Source organism: Desulfovibrio sp. Fe33 (assembly GCF_028532725.1).
Lineage (GTDB): Bacteria > Desulfobacterota > Desulfovibrionia > Desulfovibrionales > Desulfovibrionaceae > Pseudodesulfovibrio.
On record NZ_JAQKGU010000001.1, the window covers coordinates 526,634 to 545,686 of the forward strand.

General features: G+C 62.5%; 13 protein-coding genes. 3 read left to right on the forward strand and 10 right to left on the reverse strand.

Annotated features, from left to right (window positions below):
- Positions 1-622: 622 nt before the first annotated feature.
- Both PSN43_RS02485 and PSN43_RS02490 read right to left on the reverse strand, forming a co-directional pair.
- Positions 623-2,191 carry a glycosyltransferase family A protein gene (locus PSN43_RS02485; protein ID WP_272699135.1) on the reverse strand — a complete coding sequence of 523 codons (1,569 nt, stop codon included), beginning with the start codon at positions 2,189-2,191 and terminating at the stop codon, positions 623-625.
- A complete protein-coding gene (locus PSN43_RS02490; protein ID WP_272699136.1) occupies positions 2,172-4,310 on the reverse strand; it encodes a glycosyltransferase in 2,139 nt (712 codons plus the stop codon). Before PSN43_RS02490 ends, PSN43_RS02485 begins: the two co-directional genes overlap by 20 nt.
- Positions 4,311-4,466: 156 nt before the next feature.
- Between PSN43_RS02490 and PSN43_RS02495 the strand changes: the two genes are divergently transcribed.
- The gene (locus PSN43_RS02495; RefSeq protein WP_272699137.1) at positions 4,467-5,891 is read left to right on the forward strand and encodes a sigma-54-dependent transcriptional regulator; all 1,425 of its coding nucleotides are present in this window, start codon (positions 4,467-4,469) and stop codon (positions 5,889-5,891) included.
- Between the two features lie 2 nt (positions 5,892-5,893).
- Here PSN43_RS02495 and PSN43_RS02500 read toward each other — a convergent pair whose 3' ends face one another.
- From PSN43_RS02500 to PSN43_RS02510, 3 genes are all read right to left on the reverse strand, one after another.
- The gene (locus PSN43_RS02500; RefSeq protein WP_272699138.1) at positions 5,894-6,880 is read right to left on the reverse strand and encodes a sugar ABC transporter substrate-binding protein; all 987 of its coding nucleotides are present in this window, start codon (positions 6,878-6,880) and stop codon (positions 5,894-5,896) included.
- A 440-nt stretch (positions 6,881-7,320) separates the two neighbouring features.
- Positions 7,321-7,608 carry a carboxymuconolactone decarboxylase family protein gene (locus tag PSN43_RS02505; protein ID WP_272699139.1) on the reverse strand — a complete coding sequence of 96 codons (288 nt, stop codon included), beginning with the start codon at positions 7,606-7,608 and terminating at the stop codon, positions 7,321-7,323.
- Positions 7,609-7,889: 281 nt separating this feature from the next.
- On the reverse strand, positions 7,890-10,418 hold the full coding sequence (locus tag PSN43_RS02510) for an ABC transporter ATP-binding protein/permease (protein ID WP_272699140.1): 2,529 nt from the start codon (positions 10,416-10,418) through the stop codon (positions 7,890-7,892).
- Positions 10,419-10,580: 162 nt separating this feature from the next.
- On the opposite strand from PSN43_RS02510, the gene PSN43_RS02515 reads away from it, so the two are divergent.
- Positions 10,581-13,175: a SpoIIE family protein phosphatase gene (locus PSN43_RS02515; RefSeq protein ID WP_272699141.1), complete on the forward strand. Its 2,595-nt coding sequence runs from the start codon at positions 10,581-10,583 to the stop codon at positions 13,173-13,175.
- 19 nt (positions 13,176-13,194) lie between these two features.
- Positions 13,195-13,527 (forward strand): STAS domain-containing protein, encoded by a 333-nt coding sequence (locus PSN43_RS02520; RefSeq protein WP_272699142.1) that lies wholly within the window; start codon positions 13,195-13,197, stop codon positions 13,525-13,527.
- Between the two features lie 216 nt (positions 13,528-13,743).
- Here PSN43_RS02520 and ada read toward each other — a convergent pair whose 3' ends face one another.
- The 5 genes from ada to PSN43_RS02545 all read right to left on the reverse strand — a co-directional run bounded on the left by ada (position 13,744) and on the right by PSN43_RS02545 (position 19,027).
- Positions 13,744-14,802, reverse strand: coding sequence for a bifunctional DNA-binding transcriptional regulator/O6-methylguanine-DNA methyltransferase Ada (gene ada, locus PSN43_RS02525; RefSeq protein WP_272699143.1), 1,059 nt, complete (start codon positions 14,800-14,802; stop codon positions 13,744-13,746).
- A gap of 134 nt (positions 14,803-14,936) precedes the next feature.
- Complete coding sequence (locus PSN43_RS02530; protein WP_272699144.1) at positions 14,937-15,413, reverse strand: LysM peptidoglycan-binding domain-containing protein; 477 nt, start codon at positions 15,411-15,413, stop codon at positions 14,937-14,939.
- Between the two features lie 53 nt (positions 15,414-15,466).
- A complete protein-coding gene (locus PSN43_RS02535; RefSeq protein WP_272699145.1) occupies positions 15,467-16,237 on the reverse strand; it encodes a hypothetical protein in 771 nt (256 codons plus the stop codon).
- A 23-nt stretch (positions 16,238-16,260) separates the two neighbouring features.
- Positions 16,261-17,682: a sensor histidine kinase gene (locus tag PSN43_RS02540; protein ID WP_272699146.1), complete on the reverse strand. Its 1,422-nt coding sequence runs from the start codon at positions 17,680-17,682 to the stop codon at positions 16,261-16,263.
- Positions 17,683-17,686: 4 nt separating this feature from the next.
- Positions 17,687-19,027: a glucose-6-phosphate isomerase gene (locus tag PSN43_RS02545; protein WP_272699147.1), complete on the reverse strand. Its 1,341-nt coding sequence runs from the start codon at positions 19,025-19,027 to the stop codon at positions 17,687-17,689.
- Positions 19,028-19,053 lie beyond the last annotated feature (26 nt).

Here is a 19,053-nt window from a genome sequence, read left to right on the forward strand (position 1 = left end):
GGGCCTTTTCCTAGCGCGGCCGCCCCCAGGATCTTCGGCAAGAATCCGATCCGCTCGGGGCGGCTCCATCCGAGCAAAAGTATAAGCCCTTTCCCGCTGGCCAGCTTCCCACTCTCGTAGGTCCTTCCTTCCTCGTCACCGGAGCCGCCGCCCCTTCGCGGTCGGCTTCTAGGCCGCTGATCCAGGGCTGGTGCTCGTAAGGGGGCTAGCCGAGTGCAACCGCCTTCGAAGTGGATTTGGGTAGCGGCTTTGGGAACGAAGAGCAGGGAATGAGGTCTACCGAGTTGGAAGAACAGACCTCGCTTGCGCGGGAGACGTTCGAAAGCCGGGGCCTAGAGCCTGTCTGAAGCGGCGAAGCGTAGGCCGACTGCGTCCGCCGCAGGCGGACATCCTGTCGGGCAGCGAAAGCCGCTACAGGCTCTTGGCCACTGCTTTCGGGAGCTGAACGGGCCAAAAAGCGCAGTTTTTGCTTCCTTTTTTCTGCGCCAGCAAAAAAGGAAGTCGCCGTAAAGGCGAAACAAAACGTGATGCGAACGCGCACGGTCTGCCGCGAAGCGCGGCACACCTCCCCGCGCTACACTTCAAAACAACAAACAACAGACAACAAACAGCAGCATCAGCCTCAGAACGAATCAAGATATTCCAGCTTCCGGAGCAAATCGGCTTCGAGCAGCGTCTGCTCCGCCTCCATGGCGGCGGCAATGTCGGCGCGGGTATGCATGGTTTGCATCTTGTATTTGTTGCCCAAGGCGTTGCCCAACTCCTGCCGGGAGGTGTGGGAGGCCGATCCTGTACGCTTCTTGTGGCGTACCGCCAGATGTCCCTGATAGACCGGGAAACGGCGGGCTTCGCATAATCGCAGGTCGTGTTCCATGTCGTCGTACTGGGACGGGGAAAGCTGGATGGCGAAGCCGCCGGAGTCGAGCAGCGCGCCGGTGCGGAACAGGTGACAGCAGCCCGTGACCGAGGCGCAGGGCCGCATGAAGTCGAATGCGCCGGTGTCCAGCGTCTGGATGTGCAGATCCGTGAGGCCGAAGGGGTTGGGGGCCAGGCGGGTCAGGTCCGCGCGTTCCGCCGGGTCCAGGCGAAGGTGGCTGTCCGCGCTCTGAATGCACAGCGGGTTGGCGTGGTCCACTACCTTGCACCCCCATACGCCCGCCTCGGGATAGCGCGAGACGGCCGCGCCCAGGCGTTGCAGCCAATCTGAGGGCAGTTCCACGTCGTCGTCCAGATAGCAGATGAATTCGTTCGCCCGCACCGCTTCCAGGCTGAGCAGCCAGTTACGCGCCGCCGCTGCGCCGATGTTCACCGGCAGGGAGACGGTCGTGAACCGGTCCGCGCTGAGGGTTGCCGCGAACCGCGTTTCCATGCGGCTCAGGACCGCGCCGGTGCTGTCCGTGGAACCGTTGTCGAGGACGAAGACCGACGCGCCGTTCAGGTCGGAGGCGAGCAGACATTGCAGGGTGGCGTCCAGTTCATCCGCCTTGTTCCATGAATAGAGCAGGACGGCGGCGCGTCCCGGCAGGGGCGCGCGGGCTTCGGCCGCGCCCGACACGGCGTCGTGGGCGCGCAATGCCAGGTTCGTGTTCCACGGAGTGAGGCGGGCTGCCTCCAGGAGCGATTCGGCCGAGGGGGCTTCACGCGGGGAAAAAAGTTCGTGAACGCGTTTGGCGGCGTTGCGGAGAGCGGGGCGGGCGTCTTCCGGCCCATCGGCTTCGAGAAGGCGGAACACGAAGTCGGGGGCGTTTTCCACCGCGCCCACGGTCAAGACTTGTTCGCGCCAGAAGAGGTTGCCGGGCTCTTGGCGTACGGCCTTGTCCAGGAAGGCTGCGGTCCGCTGGAAGTCACGGGCGGTCAGGGCGTCGATGAGGGGGGAGGGATCGGAGGGCCGCCGCCAGTGGGCGGCGAGCCCGCGAAGCATGGCCCGAGCCGCGGGTTCGAGGAGGACGCTGGTCCGCTCCGAAGCGAGCAACTCGGCGGCCAACCCTCCATCCAGCGGGTTGTCCGCGGTCAGGGTGCGCAGGGCGTCGGAGGCAACGGGGACGAGATTTTCCCGGCCCGGGCGCAGGCAACGTCCGGCCACATCCAGCAGATGGGATTTGCCCGCGAACCCCAGACGCAGCAGGGCCGCGAGGTCATCGGGCAGTGCGCGCCGGAAGGCGGCCGAAGATTCAGCGCTCGGGGCGCTCATGGGAGTGTTCTTCCATGGAGTTTTGCGTCTCGAACGGGTCCGGGGCGTCCGCCGCTTCCCGGGCGATGTCCTCCAAGGGCAGAGGCTCGTAGAGATGTTCGCCCATGTAGACGCGCATGAGGTTGCGCCCTTTGGCTTCCGGGGTGAGCAGGCGGCGTACCATCCTGTGGCCGACGAGCCCGAGGGTGAATCGTTTCGTCGGGTCTTCGGCCAGCAGCCGCATCTTTTCGGCCAGGCAATCCGCGTCCTCCGAGGCGCAGAGAAAACCGTCAACGCCGTCTCGGACCACCTCCGGGATGCCGCCCACGTTCGTGCACACGGCGGGCAGGCCGAGGGCGAATCCTTCGAGCAGGGCATTGGGCAGGCTTTCCTTGCGCGAGGTGATGACCAGGACGTCGGCGAAGCGCAGCTCGTCGAAGACTGCGTCGTGGGATATTTCGCCAGCGTTGCGATAGCGCTCCCGCACCGCCGGGGTGAGAATGTCGTCGTAGTTGCCGAGTTTATTGTCGGACACGCCCACGCCCACGAACTCCAGGTCCCTGGCTCCTTCCCGGCAGAGCCGGTCGGCGGCCTTCAGGAAGACGTCGAAACCCTTGATGGGCGCCGTATTGCCCAGATAGATGAAGCGGGTGCCCCGTTTCTTGCGGGGCTTGGGCTCGCCGAAGTCGGGTCCGGCGTAGGCGTTGTAGACCACGTTGAGGAGCTTGCCGCGAACCCAGTATTTGCGCATGACTTCGGCGCACTGGGCCGAGTTGGCGATGACCCCGTTGCTCAAGGCCGTCCAGAGGAAGAAGACGGAATTGGGCTTGGAGATGACCCCCCGGTTGATGAACAGCTTGAATTTCGCGCCCATGAGGCGGGCCAGCACGCCCATCTTGTAGGCCCGGTTGTGGAAGGAGTGGACCACGTCGATGCCTTTTTCCTCAATCAGGCTCTTGAGAAATTTCCCGGCTTTCCAGTACCGGCTGAAGCCGTCGTGGCGGATCACCTCCACATCCAGGTCCTCCAGGGCGGCGTTGATGGCCGTGTCCGGAGTCACCAGGGCGTAGACCTTCAGGCCCATGTCGGACATCGCCTTGATGTTGTTGACCATCTGGCGGCTGCCGCCGGAGAGCTTGATGGAATCGGTGGCGTAGAGCACCGTGTTGATCTCGGGCTTCTTGTGGTATTTCTTGAAGAAAAAGCGGGCCGAGGGCGTTGTGGAATACATGCGCAGTCGGGACCGGAGCCAGTCGCTGTCCTTCCTGGCGGCCACGCCGATGCGGTTGAGCCGAAACGGATCGGTGCCCCGCGTGTTGGACCAGCGTTCCAGGGTGAACGCGCCCGCGTATCCGGCCGCTTTCAATTCGTCCTGGGCGGCCTGGTCGAATTGGCCCCACGGCCAGCAGAAAATCTGTTCGTCGAGGCCGTTCAATTCCCGGATGCGCTCCAGGCTTTTGCGAAAGTCCCTGCGGCAGAATTCGCGGCGTTCCTCTTCGGACCGCTTGACGAAACGCGGCTGGCCCCTGCCCTCGAATTTGGGCCAGAAGCCGTCGTAGACATAGGCGCTGCCGACCTTGAAAGTGGGCCAGGAATCGTTGTGTCCGGGGTAGATGGACCAGCCTCCCCAGTGCGATCTCTCCGCGCCGAGGGGGCATTCAGGCTGGAATGACATGAAGGCGGCCTGGTGGCGGCGGCCGTGGGAGTATATCTCCATGCCCTTGTCGAGCATGGCCCGAATCTCGGATTCGTTGATGAACTGGGAGTAATCGCCTTCCAGGTGAGCGGCCCGAAAGACCTGCTTCATGGTGAGCATTTCGGGCGCGGTTTCGGCCGTGCGCGCCTCGCCCGGCACGGTGAAGTCCGTGAGGACGAAGAAGGTGCCGGTCATGTTCCGTTTTTCGAGTTCCGGGACAACGGTCGTCCAGTTGGAGACGTGGCCGTCATCGAAGGTCAGGACCAGGGACTTCTTCGGGGGGCGCATTTCGCCGCGCGTGACGGCGAGCAGATCGCGGGCGGTGATGGTCCGCCAGCCCGCATCTGCGATGGCGTCGAGGTGGGCGCGGAACATCTCGGGCGTATGCCCGTTCACGTCGGAAACGTTATGGTAGCAAAGGACGGGTATGGATATGCATGTCATGTGTTTTTCTCGTTTGCGATTAGGCTTTCGAGGAGTAGCAGATGGGGGGTATCAGGGCAAGGATGGAGGCGTGGCGGGCCGGGGATTCCGGCCGTCCGCGCGGCAACCTCGTGAACCTCTTGTAAACTTCCCGACTTGCCGATAATAGAAGTGACCATGTCGGCAAAAACAGTCCTTTTCATTGCGGAACCGCAGTCCGTGACGGCCATCTTTCCAGCCTTGCAAAAGGCCGGATTGCAGGCCGGGCTGGCCGACAACCTCAACGGCGCCCTGGGATTCATCAAGAAGTCCCGTCCCTGCCTGGTCTTTTGCCGTCCCGAATTGCAGGGTTTCGACGCCAGGGCCTTTCTGCAAAAGGCGGCCGGAACCGAAGGGTTCCCTCCGGTGGTCGTATTCGCCGGTTCGGGCAGCGCGGAGCAAGCCACGGAATTCCTGGAGCTTGGCGCGCGTGACTATTGGATCGAGCCGTTGATATGGGAGAAAATCAGGCTGGTCCTGCCCGACGAGGAGCCGGATTCCGAGCCCGCGCCGTGTCCGCCAAGAACGCATCACGCGCCGCCCGCCGCTCCCTCACCCAAGGGAAAATACCAGATCATCGGCCGCCATACCGCCGTGCTGCGCGTGCTCGCCCTGGCGCGGCAGGTGGCCGGGTCCAAGGCCACGGTGCTCATCTCCGGCGAGTCGGGCACCGGCAAGGAAATGTTCGCCCGCTACCTGCATCACAATTCGGACCGCACGGACAGGCCGTTCGTGGCCATCAACTGCGCGGCTCTGCCCGAGCATCTGCTGGAATCCGAGCTTTTCGGCCATGAAAAGGGCGCGTTCACCGGGGCAATCAGCCGCAAGCTCGGCAAGTTCGAGCTGGCCGACGGCGGAACCATCCTGCTCGACGAAATCACCGAGATGGATCTCGGCCTCCAGGCCAAGCTCCTGCGCGTGTTGCAGGAATCCGAGTTCGACCGGGTAGGCGGCGTGGAAACGGTCAAGGTGGACGTCCGCGTCCTGGCCACCACCAACCGGCGTATCGAGGATTCGGTCAGGGAAGGAAAGTTCCGGCAGGACCTCTACTACCGCCTCAACGTCATCCCGCTCGCTCTGCCAGCGCTCAGGGAGCGGGGCGAGGATGTGCTCCTGCTGGCGGAATATTTCACCAACAAGTTCACCGCCGCCTATGGGCTGGGAGGACTCGCCTTCACCGACGAGGCCCGGAAGTGGCTCATGGATTACGATTGGCCCGGCAACGTCCGCGAGTTGCAGAATCTCATGGAACGGGCCGTGCTTCTGGCGGGGCAAGGCCCCATCCGGCCGCGCCACTTCCTCATGGGCGACGAGCAGTGGACGCCAGATGATCTGGCCGACATCGACGCCGACCAGCAGGCCGTCTGCGAGGCCGCGCCTCCGGCCACGCCCGACGAGGCCATGTCTGTCATGCCGCTTCACGAGATGGAGAAAAGGCTCATCCTCAAGAGTCTGGAAGAGACCACCGGCAACCGCACCCGCGCGGCCGAGCTGCTCGGCATCTCCGTGCGCACCCTGCGCAACAAGCTCAACGAATACAAGAAGCAGGGCCTGGACCTGTAGCCCTACCGCTCCGGGGCGTAGAGACAGTCCTGACTGTAGATGCGCATGGGCGTGTAGGTCACGGACGGCACGGTCCCGCCGTCGGCCAGCTCGGACAGGTTCTTGTAGGCCAGTCGGCCCATCGCCTCGAAATCCAGCCCTATGTTCACATGGCTCAGCCGTTTGGCAAAGATCTTACGTTGCGTGGGATGCGCCCCGGCAAAGGCCAGTATCTTGTCGGCCCGGCTCAGGCTGCGCCGATAGTGCCCAACCAGGGACTCGTACCCCTCGGCCATTTGCGCCCACCAGCCCACGGAGATGATGACGTTTACCGAGTCGTCGTCGAGCAGAGCCTCCAATTGCCGCACGGCCTCGTCGTAGTTGTCCCGGCAGGGGATGGGCGAACGGGGCAGCAGGGTCCAATCAGACTTCGGGTCGTCGAAGTTGAATCGCTCTATAACGCCCCGGATGCGGTCGTTCAGGTTGGTGTCGTTGAGCCCGCCGGTCATGATGGCCACCACGCCGCCGCCGGGGCGGAGGCGTTGCGCCTGCCGGGCCAGCTCGCGGCCCAGCTCCACGTTGTCGGTGCCGATGTACCCGGCCCGCAGCGATTGGTATCCTTCCGTGAAGTCGGAATCGAAGGTGACGACGGGAATGCCCGCATCACGCACCAGTTTGAAGGAATTATCGGCAAGGAATTGGCTGTGCAGGACCGAGATGGCCAGTCCGTTCGGTTTTTGCGCCAGCACGTTGCGGACTTCTTCATCCTGGATGCGGAAGTGGGCCTTGCCCTTGCCGCCCGCCAGGATCATTCGGTCGCCGCGCGCCTCCGCCTCGGCTTTCGCCGCGTTGAAGACCCGGACGAAATTCATGTCCGATTCGGATTTCGCCACGATCACGAAGAGCCTTCCCTTGCCCAGCCCGGGCGCGCCGAAGCCCAGCACCACCCCGATCACGAGGAGGGCCGCAGTCAGGGCGAGCCGCCAGTTCAAGATCGTGTTCGTCATCATGATACCAGGTTAGCGTTATTGTTGCGTGCGGCCCATTATTTTTGGGAACTAGCCCCTTAACGCACTGAAGAGGAAAATCAGGCGTTGAAAGCCGTTTTGCGGCAATAGGTGGGTGATTTCGCCTCCGGCGGGCAAGGGTTCGCACCCTTGCATCCCCTGTATGCGCCTTCGGCGCGGGTTTTTTCCCCCGCTCCGCGGCGTTCGGCTGCTAAAGCGGAGGGTTGAGTATATAGGCCATTTTTTGGGGTGGGTTGGCAAGAAAGGATGGCAGGGGAGCTGGCTGGGCAGGGCGGTTGAGGGAGGGATCGGAAACCTGAGGCCAGTGAAAAGGGAGTAGGGAGGCCGGTGCACCGCGTCCCTTGAAAACGTGAAAAGGCGCGTCGCGGAAGTGCGCGGCGCGCCCCATGAGGACGAATTCCCGGGCTCGGGCCCCGTTCGTTCTATTCGTAGAGCTTGTCGAGCTCTTCGTACACGTACCGCATGTACATCATCTTGGGGGAGCCGCCCATGGCGACGGCCAGCAGTCCCGCATCGATGATCTCGTCCTTGGTCGCGCCGCAGGTCACGGCGTTCTGGACGTGGAGGGAAATACACATATCGCACTGGGACAGGATGGAACAGGCGATAAGAATCAGGGACTGGTACTTGTCCTCGATGGCGCTGCCTTTTTTGATGGCGGCGGTGAACCCTTGGTACGCCTTGAAGACGTTCCGACGGTTCTTGTTCATTTGACGAAAGAGTTCAGTTGCTTTCTCAGCAGGTTCCGGCATAGCGGTCTCCTTTTTGGCAGAGTCCGGTCCAGGAGACCGTCTCCTGGACCGGGCCTATGAGAGGGAGAGAGTCCCGATTGGGTTGGTAACTGGGTACATTCAAAAAATTGGCCTGTAAAGCGGAAAAAAAATGGTGAAAACGCCCGGTTGAAGAAGATCGTTGTGATTTCTGGCAAAAAAACAACCGATTCCATGTCGCTGCATGGAATCGGCTGTTTCGTGCGGGCTGTACGGACGGGTTATTCTTCTTTGCCGTGAATCAGGGAATACAGCGCGCCCTTTTTTTCCAGAAGCTCCTGGTATGCGCCCTGTTCCACTATGCGGCCCGCCTTGAGGACCACCACCTTGTCGTAGTGCGGCAGCATGTCCAGGCGGTGGATGACCGCCAGGACCGTGGACTTGCCCTTCCAGTTGTTGGTCAGGATGTTCTGCACCCGGGCCTGGGACTTGTTGTCCAGGGCGGCCGTGGCCTCGTCCAGGATGAGGACGGGCGGCGCCTTGAGCAGGGTCCGGGCCAGAGCCACCTTTTGCCGCTGTCCCCCGGACAGCCGGTCGCCCATGGAACCCACCTGGAAGTTGAGGCCCATCTCCACCACCGGCTCCAGGGAGCCTTGCATTATCAACGCCTGCATGATCCGGTGGTTGATCTCCTCCTCGGCCCCCTGCGCATCCGAGCGCACACGGCCGAACAGGATGTTGTCCTGGATGTTCAGGGAGTCGATGTACTCGTCTTGGCAGAAGAAGGTGAAGGCCTTGGGGTAGAGTTCCGTAACCAGGGTCATGAAGTCCTGGCGGGAGCGGACCACCCGGTTGGCGAATCCCTTGTCCAGGGGCACCTGCTTGTGGATGCCGGGGGTGTATGCCATGGCCAGCTTGAGGATGAGGCCCTTTTCCTGTTCGGACAGGGGCTCCCCGGAATCGAGGCGGTTGGCCGTCTTCTGGTATTCGCCGTATTCCTCTTCGGGAATGGGGCACTTTCGGAAATCCTCGTGGGAAGGCTCCGGTCCCAGTTCGTCCGTGACCATGCGGGTAAGGGTTTCGCCAAGAACGATCAAATGCGCCATCAACCCGTGATTTTCGAGGAACTGCTGGAACTCGGGGTGGGCATGGAGATGCTCCTGGTCGAACTGCTCGGCATTGGCCGCGCCGAAGGCGATGTTTTCGGCCACGGTCATGTAGCGGGAGTATGAGTCGGTGTTGAAGAACTCGATGTGTTCGGCGACGTCGGCATACATGCCCGCCTCGCCTTCCTGGAATTCGCGGCGGGAGGCCAGGATAGCCTCCTTGAGGGACTCGTTGTTCGCTTCGGGGTCAAGCTTGGAGCGCATGGCTGCGGCCAGCACGTCGGTAAACAGCCCCACCTGTTGGGATATCTTGATGAGATCATCCAGGCTGGGCTCTTCGCCGCCGGGACAGCTTCCGCCCTGCATGGCCAGGGATCGGCAGGAGTAAAGGAGGTTTTCCTTGATCGTGCCGTCGAAGATGAACGGGTGCTGGGCCACCATGCCGAGGTTGTAGGAGATGTCCTGTTTGGTCAGCTCCGAGACCTCGCGCCCGCCGAGCAGGATGGAGCCGCTGGTGTATTTGTAGAGCTGGGCGACGCACAGGGCCAGGGTGGATTTGCCCGAGCCGGAGAAGCCCACCAGGGCCACATGTTCGCCGCCTTCGACGCGGAGGGTAATGTTGTCGAGCAGCCGGACGTTGCCGCCCACCACGAAGGAGAGATCGCGGATGTCCACGTCGTTGTCCAGGATGTACGGGGCGCGGCCTTCGGCGGTCTGCTTGAATTCGGGCGAGTGGTCGAAGGCCCGCATGATCTGGTTGTAGCGCACCGAACTGTCCTGGTAGACTTGCCAGAATTCCATGAGCTCCTTCCACGGGTCGTAGAGCTTTTCGTAGGCGGACAGGAAGGCCACGATGGCGCCCACGTCGAACCGGCCCTGGATGGCGTACCAGCCGCCGATGAGGAAGAGGACGAAGGGCCCCAGGCTCATGAAGAAGTTGTTCACGAACTTGATGCCGAACTTGATGCCGTTTTGCAGAACCGTGGCCTTGTAGAGCTTGTTCAGCACATTGGAAAAGCGCTGCCGCTCAAGCGGGATCGAGGCGTTGGAGTGAACTTCGTGCACGCCGGACACCGCTTCGCCCACCAGGCCGGATAACGTCTGGGTGTGCTCTATGCGGCTGCGGTTGGCCCTGCGGAAGTATTTCTGGATGCGCGGCAGGACGAAGAGCTCCACCGGGTAGATGGAAATGGAAATCAGCCCGATGGTCGGGTTGAGGTTTATCATGTACCCGGCCATGGCGAGGAAGGTCAGGATGTTGACCGCCGGTACGGCCACGGCCTGGCCGACGAAGGTCGCTACCGGGATGAACTCGGTTATCAGGTAGGAAATGACGTTGCCGGGCGAGGTGCGGCGGTAGAACTGGATCGGCAGGGAGAGCAGGTGGTCGTAGAGCCGTTCGCGGATGGTTTTCAGGGCCCGCTCGCCGATGTGCACCTGCATCAGGTTGATGAGAAACTTGAGCACCCCGGCCAGGGTTACGGCGCCGATGTAGAGGGCGCAGTAACGCCACAGGGCAGGGATATCCTTCATGCCGATGGCCTGGTTGATGATCCGCTTCTGCATCTCCAGCGGGACCACGCGCATGGCCACGGTGATGACGATGATGCCCACCACGGCGAGCTGGAGCGGAATGCTTTTGTACAGCACCCAGGAATAAAGGGACGTCTTGGTGATTCGCTTGCTGTCGTTGGGGTGTGGCATGGGGCATCCGCTTTTTCAGGTTTTGGACACTTCGGGTATAAACGCTCAAGCCTGCTTTTCCAAGTATAATAACGGAAAAAGCAGGAACTGCGGTGGACATTTGTCCCACATCTATGCTCAAAGGGCAGAGAAAGGGCATGATGAAAACCGTCCGGTAAGCGTATGAAAATAACCATCAGGGTCAAATTCTTTGCGGTGCTTCTGGCCTTCAGCCTGGCGCCCATCTTCCTTTCGCGGGGCATCACTGGCCGTGCTTCTCAGGACGTTGTCGCGAAGACCTCGCACCAGACCCGGCAGGAATTGCTCGGCATCATGGCCGACGAGTTCGAGTTCTCGGCCTCTTCTCTCCTGGCCCTGCTGCAACGCAGTTCGGAGGCCATGCGGCTGGCCGCCATTGGCGCGGCAAGGGATGTCGACATTGCGCTTGCCGGGAACAAAAAGGTTCCCGAGAGCGAAATATACTTCGCCATGGATTTCGGCGATCCGGACCGGACTCCGTCCGACGCGGCCCGGCGGCGGGGGTATGCCCGGCGAACCATGGGCAACCGCCAGCAGCTCATTCAGGTCAGCTTCGATTACCCGACCTTCCATCTGCCCCACATGGGGAACAGGGCTTCTGCGGAACCGGAGATGCGCCGCTTGCTCGCCGCCATGCCCGTCGTCAAGACCATCTACCAGAACCTGCCCGAGTACCCGTTTTGGATCAACGTGATACTGGAGTCGGGCGTGATGATGACCTACCCCGGCCACGGCATGTTGCCCGGCATGTACGACGCCAGGGACCAGGAGTGGTATCGCAGGGTCCGCAATTCCGAGAAGTGCGAATGGGCGCACAGCGTGGACCCGGCCAGCCGTTTTCTCGTCAACACCGTGGTTTATCCCCTGAAAGACGGTGACGGCCGTTTCCTCGGAGCCGTGTCCGTCGACGCCCCGGCCCATTCGATGCTGCCGGACCGCCGCCTTGAGGCCCGCTGGGGAGGGAAAGTGCGGACCTATCTTGTGGAACGCATCCCCAAAGGCGAACCCGTGGACCGGGGACTGCCCATTCTGGTCCAGCTTGAATCCAACACCATGGGGCACGCTCACTGGACAGGCGCCGTGGAGCAGGAAAGGCTGGTTTTTGACGATACCGAGGAATATCACGCCCTGCTGAACTCCCTGGACACCCGCGAGACCGGCGTGGCCGACGTGTCCATCGGGGGCGAGCCCTTCCTGTGCGCCTTCGCCTCCGCCCCGACCACCTCGTTTCTGGTCATCGCGCCCAAAAGCGTGGTGGCCAAGCTGCCCGACGAGGTTACCGCGGGTTTGCGGGACGTGTTCGACGAGATGCGCAATCTGTCGTTGATTATCTCCGGGATCATGCTGTTCGTCACCGGGCTTTTCGCCTGGTTCGGCTCGCGGGCCATTACCCGGCCCATTTACGGAATGATCGAGCTGGCCCGGCGGCTGACGCGAGGAGATTTCGGCGCGCGCATGGACTACCACGCCGGCGACGAGCGCGACGACCTCATACTTTCCCTCAACGAGATGGGGCCGAAGCTCAAGGAACTCATGCACCTTAACCGGGACATGGAGGTCGCGCAGGAGGTGCAGCGGCTGCTCCTGCCCGGCGCGGAGCCGGACTTGGCCGGATACGACATTTCCGGGGGCATTATCTATTGCGACAAGACCGGCGGCGATTATTACGATTTTCTCCATGTCTGTTCGGATGAAGGGGCCTCCGGCTTGGCCGTGATCCTCGGCGACGTGTCCGGGCACGGCGTGCCGTCGGCTCTGGTCATGGCCGCCGCCAGGGGCCAGTTGCACACCCTGTCGGATTTCGCCATGGCCCCGCATGAGCGGGTTGCGACCATCAACCGCGTGCTTAGTCGCGACCTGGACGGGACCGGCCGCTTCCTGACCCTGTTCTATCTCCAGCTCGAAGCGGGCTCGGGCCGCGTCCGATGGGTCCGGGCCGGGCATGATCCCGCCATTCGCTACAATCCGGCTGAAGACTCCTTCGGCGAGCTCAAGGGCGAGGGCATCCCCCTGGGCGTGGTCGGGGATTTCGTCTATCAGACCAACGAATCCTTCCTGGAAGAAGGGGATGTGCTGGTTCTGGCCACGGACGGCGTCTGGGAGGCTCGGAATCGGGCTGGGGAAATGTTCGGCAAACAGAGAATGCTTGCCATTGTCAGGGAGAATGCCCATAAAACTGCGGAGGAGATCCGTCTGGCCATGCTGGCCGGAGTGGAGGCATTTCAGGCCAATGGCCAGGAAGACGACATCGCCGTCGTCGTGGTCAAAAAGGGGGCGGGAGCCAGGCCAATGACACGGCATTCGATAACCTTCCGCATGTCCAACAAGGAAAACTGCTTCAAGCGCTTCCGGCCCAAGGTGGAGGCGTTCGGAGCTGAGCATGGACTGCATCCCAAGATCGTCTTCCAACTCACCCTGATTTTGGACGAGCTGATAACAAACATTATTTCCTACGGGTACGCCGACTTCGACGAGCATCCCATCGACGCGACCGTCGCGCTCGAAGGCGACCTGCTGACCATTATGGTGGAGGATGACGCCGAGCCCTTCAATATTCTGGAGGCCCCGGAGCCCGAACTGGAATTGCCCTTGGAGGAGCGTTCCAAGCCCGTTGGCGGCCTGGGCGTCCACCTGGTCAAGAGTATGGTCCAAGACATTCATTACAAACGAGAAAACGGAAAGAACGTTCTGACGTTGAACAAGGACATCGGCAAGGCCTGCTGCGCCGCAAAGGGCTAGGAACGTCACGGAGGAAGAAATGGCTTTGAATCAGATAGAAGAAGGCGGGGTTGTCATCCTTGCCGTGGACGGCAACCTTGACGGCGAAGGCACGAACGCCCTTGAGGAGAAAGTCCTGGCTCTGCTAGACAACGGCGTCACCAGTCTGCTTTTTGATTTTTCCGGTCTGGACTATATCAACAGTTCCGGGCTGCGCATTCTGGTCCTCGCCTACCAGCGTCTCAAGAAGAATTCCGGCACTGTGGCCATCTGCGGGGTCAAGGACTACATTCAGGAAGTTTTCGAAGTCTCCGGCTACGACAAGATCTTCCCCCTCTACACCACGCGCGCCGACGCGCTTGGAGCCGTCTAGGACGCATCGGCGGCTTCGCTCTCCGGAGGGTGCGCATGTCCGTCGGCGGGCTTTCGTCGCGTCGCGGCCGACCGGTTTTCGGCCTCCGCATGGACACTGCGCCGCCGGCAACGCTCCCTCACCCGCGTTCCGAAAAAAAGTGAGAACGGTTTTTGTGGTTGAAGCCTCCGTCGAGTCGTCGGCGGGGGCTTTTCTGCTGTGCGGGATATGGGCGGGCTATTCTTTTTCCCTATCCAGCAGAGCCCTTTTGCGGGCAAGCCCCCAGCGATACCCGGCGAGGTCGCCTGATTTGCGGCGCGCCCGGTGGCAGGGAACGGCCACGGCCAGGGGGTTGGCGGCGCAGGCCGCGGCCACGGCCCGGACTGCTTCGGGTTGGCCCATGGCGAGGGCGATGTCGGTATAGGAGCGGGTCTCGCCCGGCGGTATGCGGGTCAGTTCGCGCCAGACGCGTTGCTGGAACGCGGTGCCCTGGATGTCGAGCGGCAGGTCGAGGGCCTCCGCCGGACGGCGGATGAAGTCGGCGACCTCCTGGAGGAGCGGGGCGAGTTCGGTTTGCCCGTCGCGGATGTCCGCTGCGGGAAAGCGGTCGAGGAGGGCCTGCGCCAGGGCTTCGGGAGAGTCGCCGAATTCGATGGCGCAGACGCCCCGGTCGGTGAATCCGGCCAGGACCGGGCCGAGGAAGGATTCGGCCACAGCGAAGCGGATGGTCATGCCCCTGCCGCCCTTGCGGTAGACTGCGGCGTCCATGCCGAGGGTCAGGGCGGCGCGTTCGTAGAACCGGCTCGGGGAGCCGAAGCCAGCGTCATGGATGGCCTCGGTCACGGATCGGCCCTGCGCCAGGGCGCTGCGGACGCGTTCATCCTGCATGGCCCGCGCGTATTCCCTGGGCGAGATTCCCGTGTGCGCCTTGAAGAGCCGCTGGAAGTGGGAAGAGCTCAGTCCCGCGTCTTCGGCCAGCGCGGCGAGGGGCGGGGGCGCGTCATCCCTGATCGCCCGCTCGATGGTCCGGCAGGCGGCGACAGTGCGTGCGGAGGCAATATTCCGGTGGGCCGGATCGTCCGGCCTGCATCGCCTGCATGGGCGAAATCCGGCGTCCTCGGCCTGGGCCGGGGTGTCGAAGAAAAGCACGTTTTCCGGCCTGGGGGAGCGGGAGGGGCATCCGGGAAGGCAGTACACGCCGGTGGTCTTGACCGCGTAGCAGAAGCCCCCGGCGGAAGCGTCCCGGTTCATGACCGCGTGGAGACGGGCCTTTCGTATGGTCTCTTTGTGGGACATGGAGGCAGAATACCCACATGCGCCCGGCAAAACCATCCGTTTCTTGCGGCGCAATCCCGTCCCGGACGATGGCTAAAAGAAAGCCCGCCCATCCTTTCGGGATGGGCGGGCCTGTATGGCTGGTGAGGCTGGCCTTAGAAGCTGAAACCGAGCGCAGCGCGCATCTCAGCAGGAATCATGGCATCCTGGCCGGGCTCGAGAGCCTTCCAGGGCGCACCGGCCTGCTTGCGGGAAGCCTTCACGTCTTCAAGGTCGAAGCCGTAACGGGGCACGTCGAACTGCTGACCGGGATAGATCAGGTCAGGGTTGCTGATCTTGTCACGGTTGGCCTTGTAGATCAGGGGCCACATGAACGGATCGTTGTAAACGTGCTTGTACTCGGAGATCCACCACAGGCATTCGCCCTTGGTGACGGTGTGGGTTACAGGCAGAGCGTCGTATTCGGCCTTGTAGACGGCCATGGGGTCGACCACAGGGGCCGGAGCGGGCTGCTCGACGACGACTTCCTTCTCTTCGACCACAACCACTTCGGGTTCGGTCTGGACCTTTTTGGAACAACCCCATGCGAACACTACGCACAGGGCGATTGTCAGCAAGAATAATTTTTTCATTAACGGCCTCCTCAAAATAAAGCTCGGTTAGCAATTTCCAGCCAGGAGCTGGATCATGTACTTATTCTCTCCGCCCAATTATCAATAATTTTCTTTTCTTGCAACACCATTTTGCTGGCCGGATTTGCCCGGATGGCCTCATCCATGGCCTGTTCCGCCTCGTCGACCCAGCCTCCCAGGCGCAGGCTGCGGCTGGCCAGAATGTACATGCGTTCGGGCTCGTTTCCGTAGATGGCGAAGATGAGTCCCTCGTACTCGGCGTCGAAGACGGACCGGACCAGTTCGTTCTGGGAGAAGATGTAGCGGGCCAGCAGGACGTTGTCGCTGTAGCGGCGCAGATAATAGGGCAGCAGTTGGCGGCCTTTGGCGATGATGAACCGGATGCGGTCGATCTCGCGGCGCATGGACTCCTCGGTCTGGTTGAGGACCTGGAAGAGCTGCGCGGTGACGTCCTTTTCGGAGTTGTTCAGTTCGCCTTCGTAGAGCCGGTGGAACCATGGGGCGTAGTTCTGCTTCTGGTAGGCGTCCTCCTTGAGCTTCAGGGTCTCGTGGAAGATGTATCCCAAGGCCCAGTCGAGGAACTGGCCGCCCAGTTGCGCGTGCGGGTCGTTGCGGAAGACGTGGTGGGCGGTGTCTTTCATGCGCCACAGGAGGCCCTTGTTCATTTCGCTGCCGACAAGGTCCTTGAGCACGTCGAATTCGACGGTGCCGTCCTCGTCGAAGCGGATGAACTGCCGCTCCAACTGGTCGCACGCCTGGCAGAAGAACTTGAACAGGTCCCGGACGAATTCCGGGTGCTTGGCCTGTATCCATGCTTTCGACATGACGATAGTCTCCGTGGTTTGCGTCAGGCGGGGAAGATGACGTCTACCCGCGCGCCGCCCTCGGCGGCATTGCTCAGGGCCATCTCCGCGCCGTGGCTTTCGAAGATGGTGGAGACCAGGGCCAGCCCCAGGCCGGTCCCGGTGTCCTTGGTGGTGAAAAACGGATCGCGCACCCGGTCGAGATGCTCCGGGGCGAAACCGGGGCCGGTGTCCACGAGGGTCACGTGCAGCCCTTTCTCGCCCCGCACCGTCCGGATGGACAGCTCGCCCGGCCCGTTCATGGCCTGGAGGGCGTTGGCCACCAGGTTGTAGAAGGCGCGGTAGAGCAGGTCCTTGTCTCCCTTGACGGTGGTGTCGCCGTCGTACTCCCGGTCCACGGCCACGCCGAGCTTTTCGCACTCGGGCTCCATGAAGACGGCCACCTGGTCGAGGATGGACTTGATGTTCACGTCGAGCATGGTCGGCTGCTTGGGCCGGGCGTAATCCAGGAATTCCGTGACGGTGCGCGAGAGCCGCTTGGCCTCCTCGTGCAGGGCTTCGAGGATGCGGACGTGGGAGCTGTTTTCCTTGCGGGCCTTCTTGAGAACCAGCTCGGAGCTGGAGCAGATGATCCCCAGCGGGTTGCGGATTTCGTGGGCCACGCCCGCGACCATGCGGCCCATGCCCGCCAGCTTTTCCTGTTGTTGCAGCTCAAGGATGAGCCGCTCCTTTTCGCGCAGTTGCTTGTTGCTCAGCCGCTCGGCCCTGCGCAGGACGGTCAGGACAAGGAAGAAGAGGACCAGGGAGGTGATGAGGGAAAAGGCGATGACCAGCCGCTCGAAGTTGAGCATGGCCAGATAGTCGGCGGTGATGTCCTGCTGGAATTCGAGGATGCCCATGATCGGGTTGCTTTCCATGTCGGTCAGGCTGCGCTCGGCCCGCAGGGGGTAGTAGGCGCGCAGGACCATGGAGCCGGGCTCCAGGCTGACCCGGAACAGGGAGGCCGCCTTGGAGACCTTGGAAAGGATTTCGGCGCTGAACTCTTCGGTTTCCCAGGTCTTGGAAACCATGTAGTCGACTTTGCCGTCGTCGCCGATTTCGCCCTTGTTCAGCGAGTAGGTGATGTTGCCTTCGGCGTCGTAGATGCGCAGGGACGACACGTGGAAGCTGTGGATGGTGGACCGCACCACCCGGTCCACGGCCATTGCCTGGTCCTCGTTGCGCAGCCGGATGGCCCCGAACTTCAGCACCGTGGGGATGACGAAGCGCGTAAAGAGTTGATGGCTGACGTTCTCGGCCAGGAGCAGGCCGAAGGCCTCCTGCTTTTCGAGCAGGGTCTGCTCCGCATACTTGGAGATGAAGAGAGACAGCATCAGGCTGAAGCTCAGGATGATGACGAGCAGGGTCAAGGAGATGACCCTGACGAATTGGAGCGGGCTGCCGCTGTCCTCGCGATTATTCAGCAATGACTCAGAACTCCCGTAAATCTCTGGCCCCGGAGAGGAAAGCGTTCAGGTCCGCCTTTTCCCTTTCGAGGCCGTCCGCGTTCATGCGCGCCTTGGCCAGCCGCTTGCCGAGCTCGACCGCGGGCTGGTCCAGGGGGTTGATGCCCATAAGCCACCCGGTCAGGATGGTGGCCGCGCCGAGCAGGCCGATGAGCTTGCCCGCCTGCCTGGGGCCGTCCTCGCCCATCTGCAATTCCACCAGGGGCACTCCGCTCGCCGACAGTGCCATGCGGGTGCCGAGCCCTTCCGCCTGGAGCAGCTCGCCGAAGTCCTTGCCCCGGACATAGGCGAACTGGTCGGGCAGATCGGACGGAAACTTCGGCCCGGCGGGCAGGTTCGGGCAGGTCAGGAAGAGACACGCCTTGTTGCGCACGCCGTCCATGAACATCTGGTTCACCGAGTGCTGATCCGTGACGCCCACGGCGGGCACGGGCTGGCTGCCCTTGCCTTCCTTGCCGAGCGATTCGGCCCACAACTGGGCGAACCAGTCGCCGAAGCTGGCCCACAAGGGGATATAGGCGAAAAAGATCATTTCAGTAAAGCCCTTGTCCATCAGCGCCGCGGCCCAGGCGGCCAGGCGGAATGCCTGGGTCCCGGCCAGCGTTTCGCCGGTCAGGGCCGGGTCGGCCAGGGGGACCGTCACTTCGCGCGCTCCGGCCATGAGCGAGTCGATGTCCATGCCGAGGAACAGGGCCGGAATCAGTCCCACGGCCGAGAGCACCGAATAGCGCCCGCCGAGGTTGTCGGGCACGGGCATGGCCTTGATGCCGTAGGCGTCCGCCTCGCCGCGCAGGAATCCCTTTTCGGCGTCGGTGACGAGGAGCATGTTTTCGGTCCAGCCGTCGCCGAGCCGTTCCTTCATCCATTCCTTGACGATGAAGTACTGTCCCACGGTTTCGATGGTCCCCCCGGATTTGGACACCGTGACCACTACGGTTTTTTCCGGTGGCAGCTCGGCCAGAAAGGCGTCGAGGGTGTAGGCGTCGACATTGTCCGCGATCCACAGGCTTGGGCCGTTGTGTCCGGGGCGGTCCTGCTGCGGGTAGAAGGCCTTTTGCAGGGCGCGCGCGCCCAGGGCCGAGCCGCCTATGCCCAGCAGGAGCATATGGTCGAATCTGTCGAGATAGGGCTTGAGGTCGGCCAGATCCCTTTTCAGTTCCGCTTCATAGGGCATGGTCAGGAAGGGCAGCCTGCCCGCTCCGGTCTCGTCGCGCAGACGCGCGGCCAGGTCCCCGGCCTTGTCCCCGTGGCAGGCCACGTTCAGCCGGTCGAGGTCCGCGTTGGTCCAGTCGAGAATGTCAGCCATGTCTTCCTCCCGGTTGGGTCGGTGTC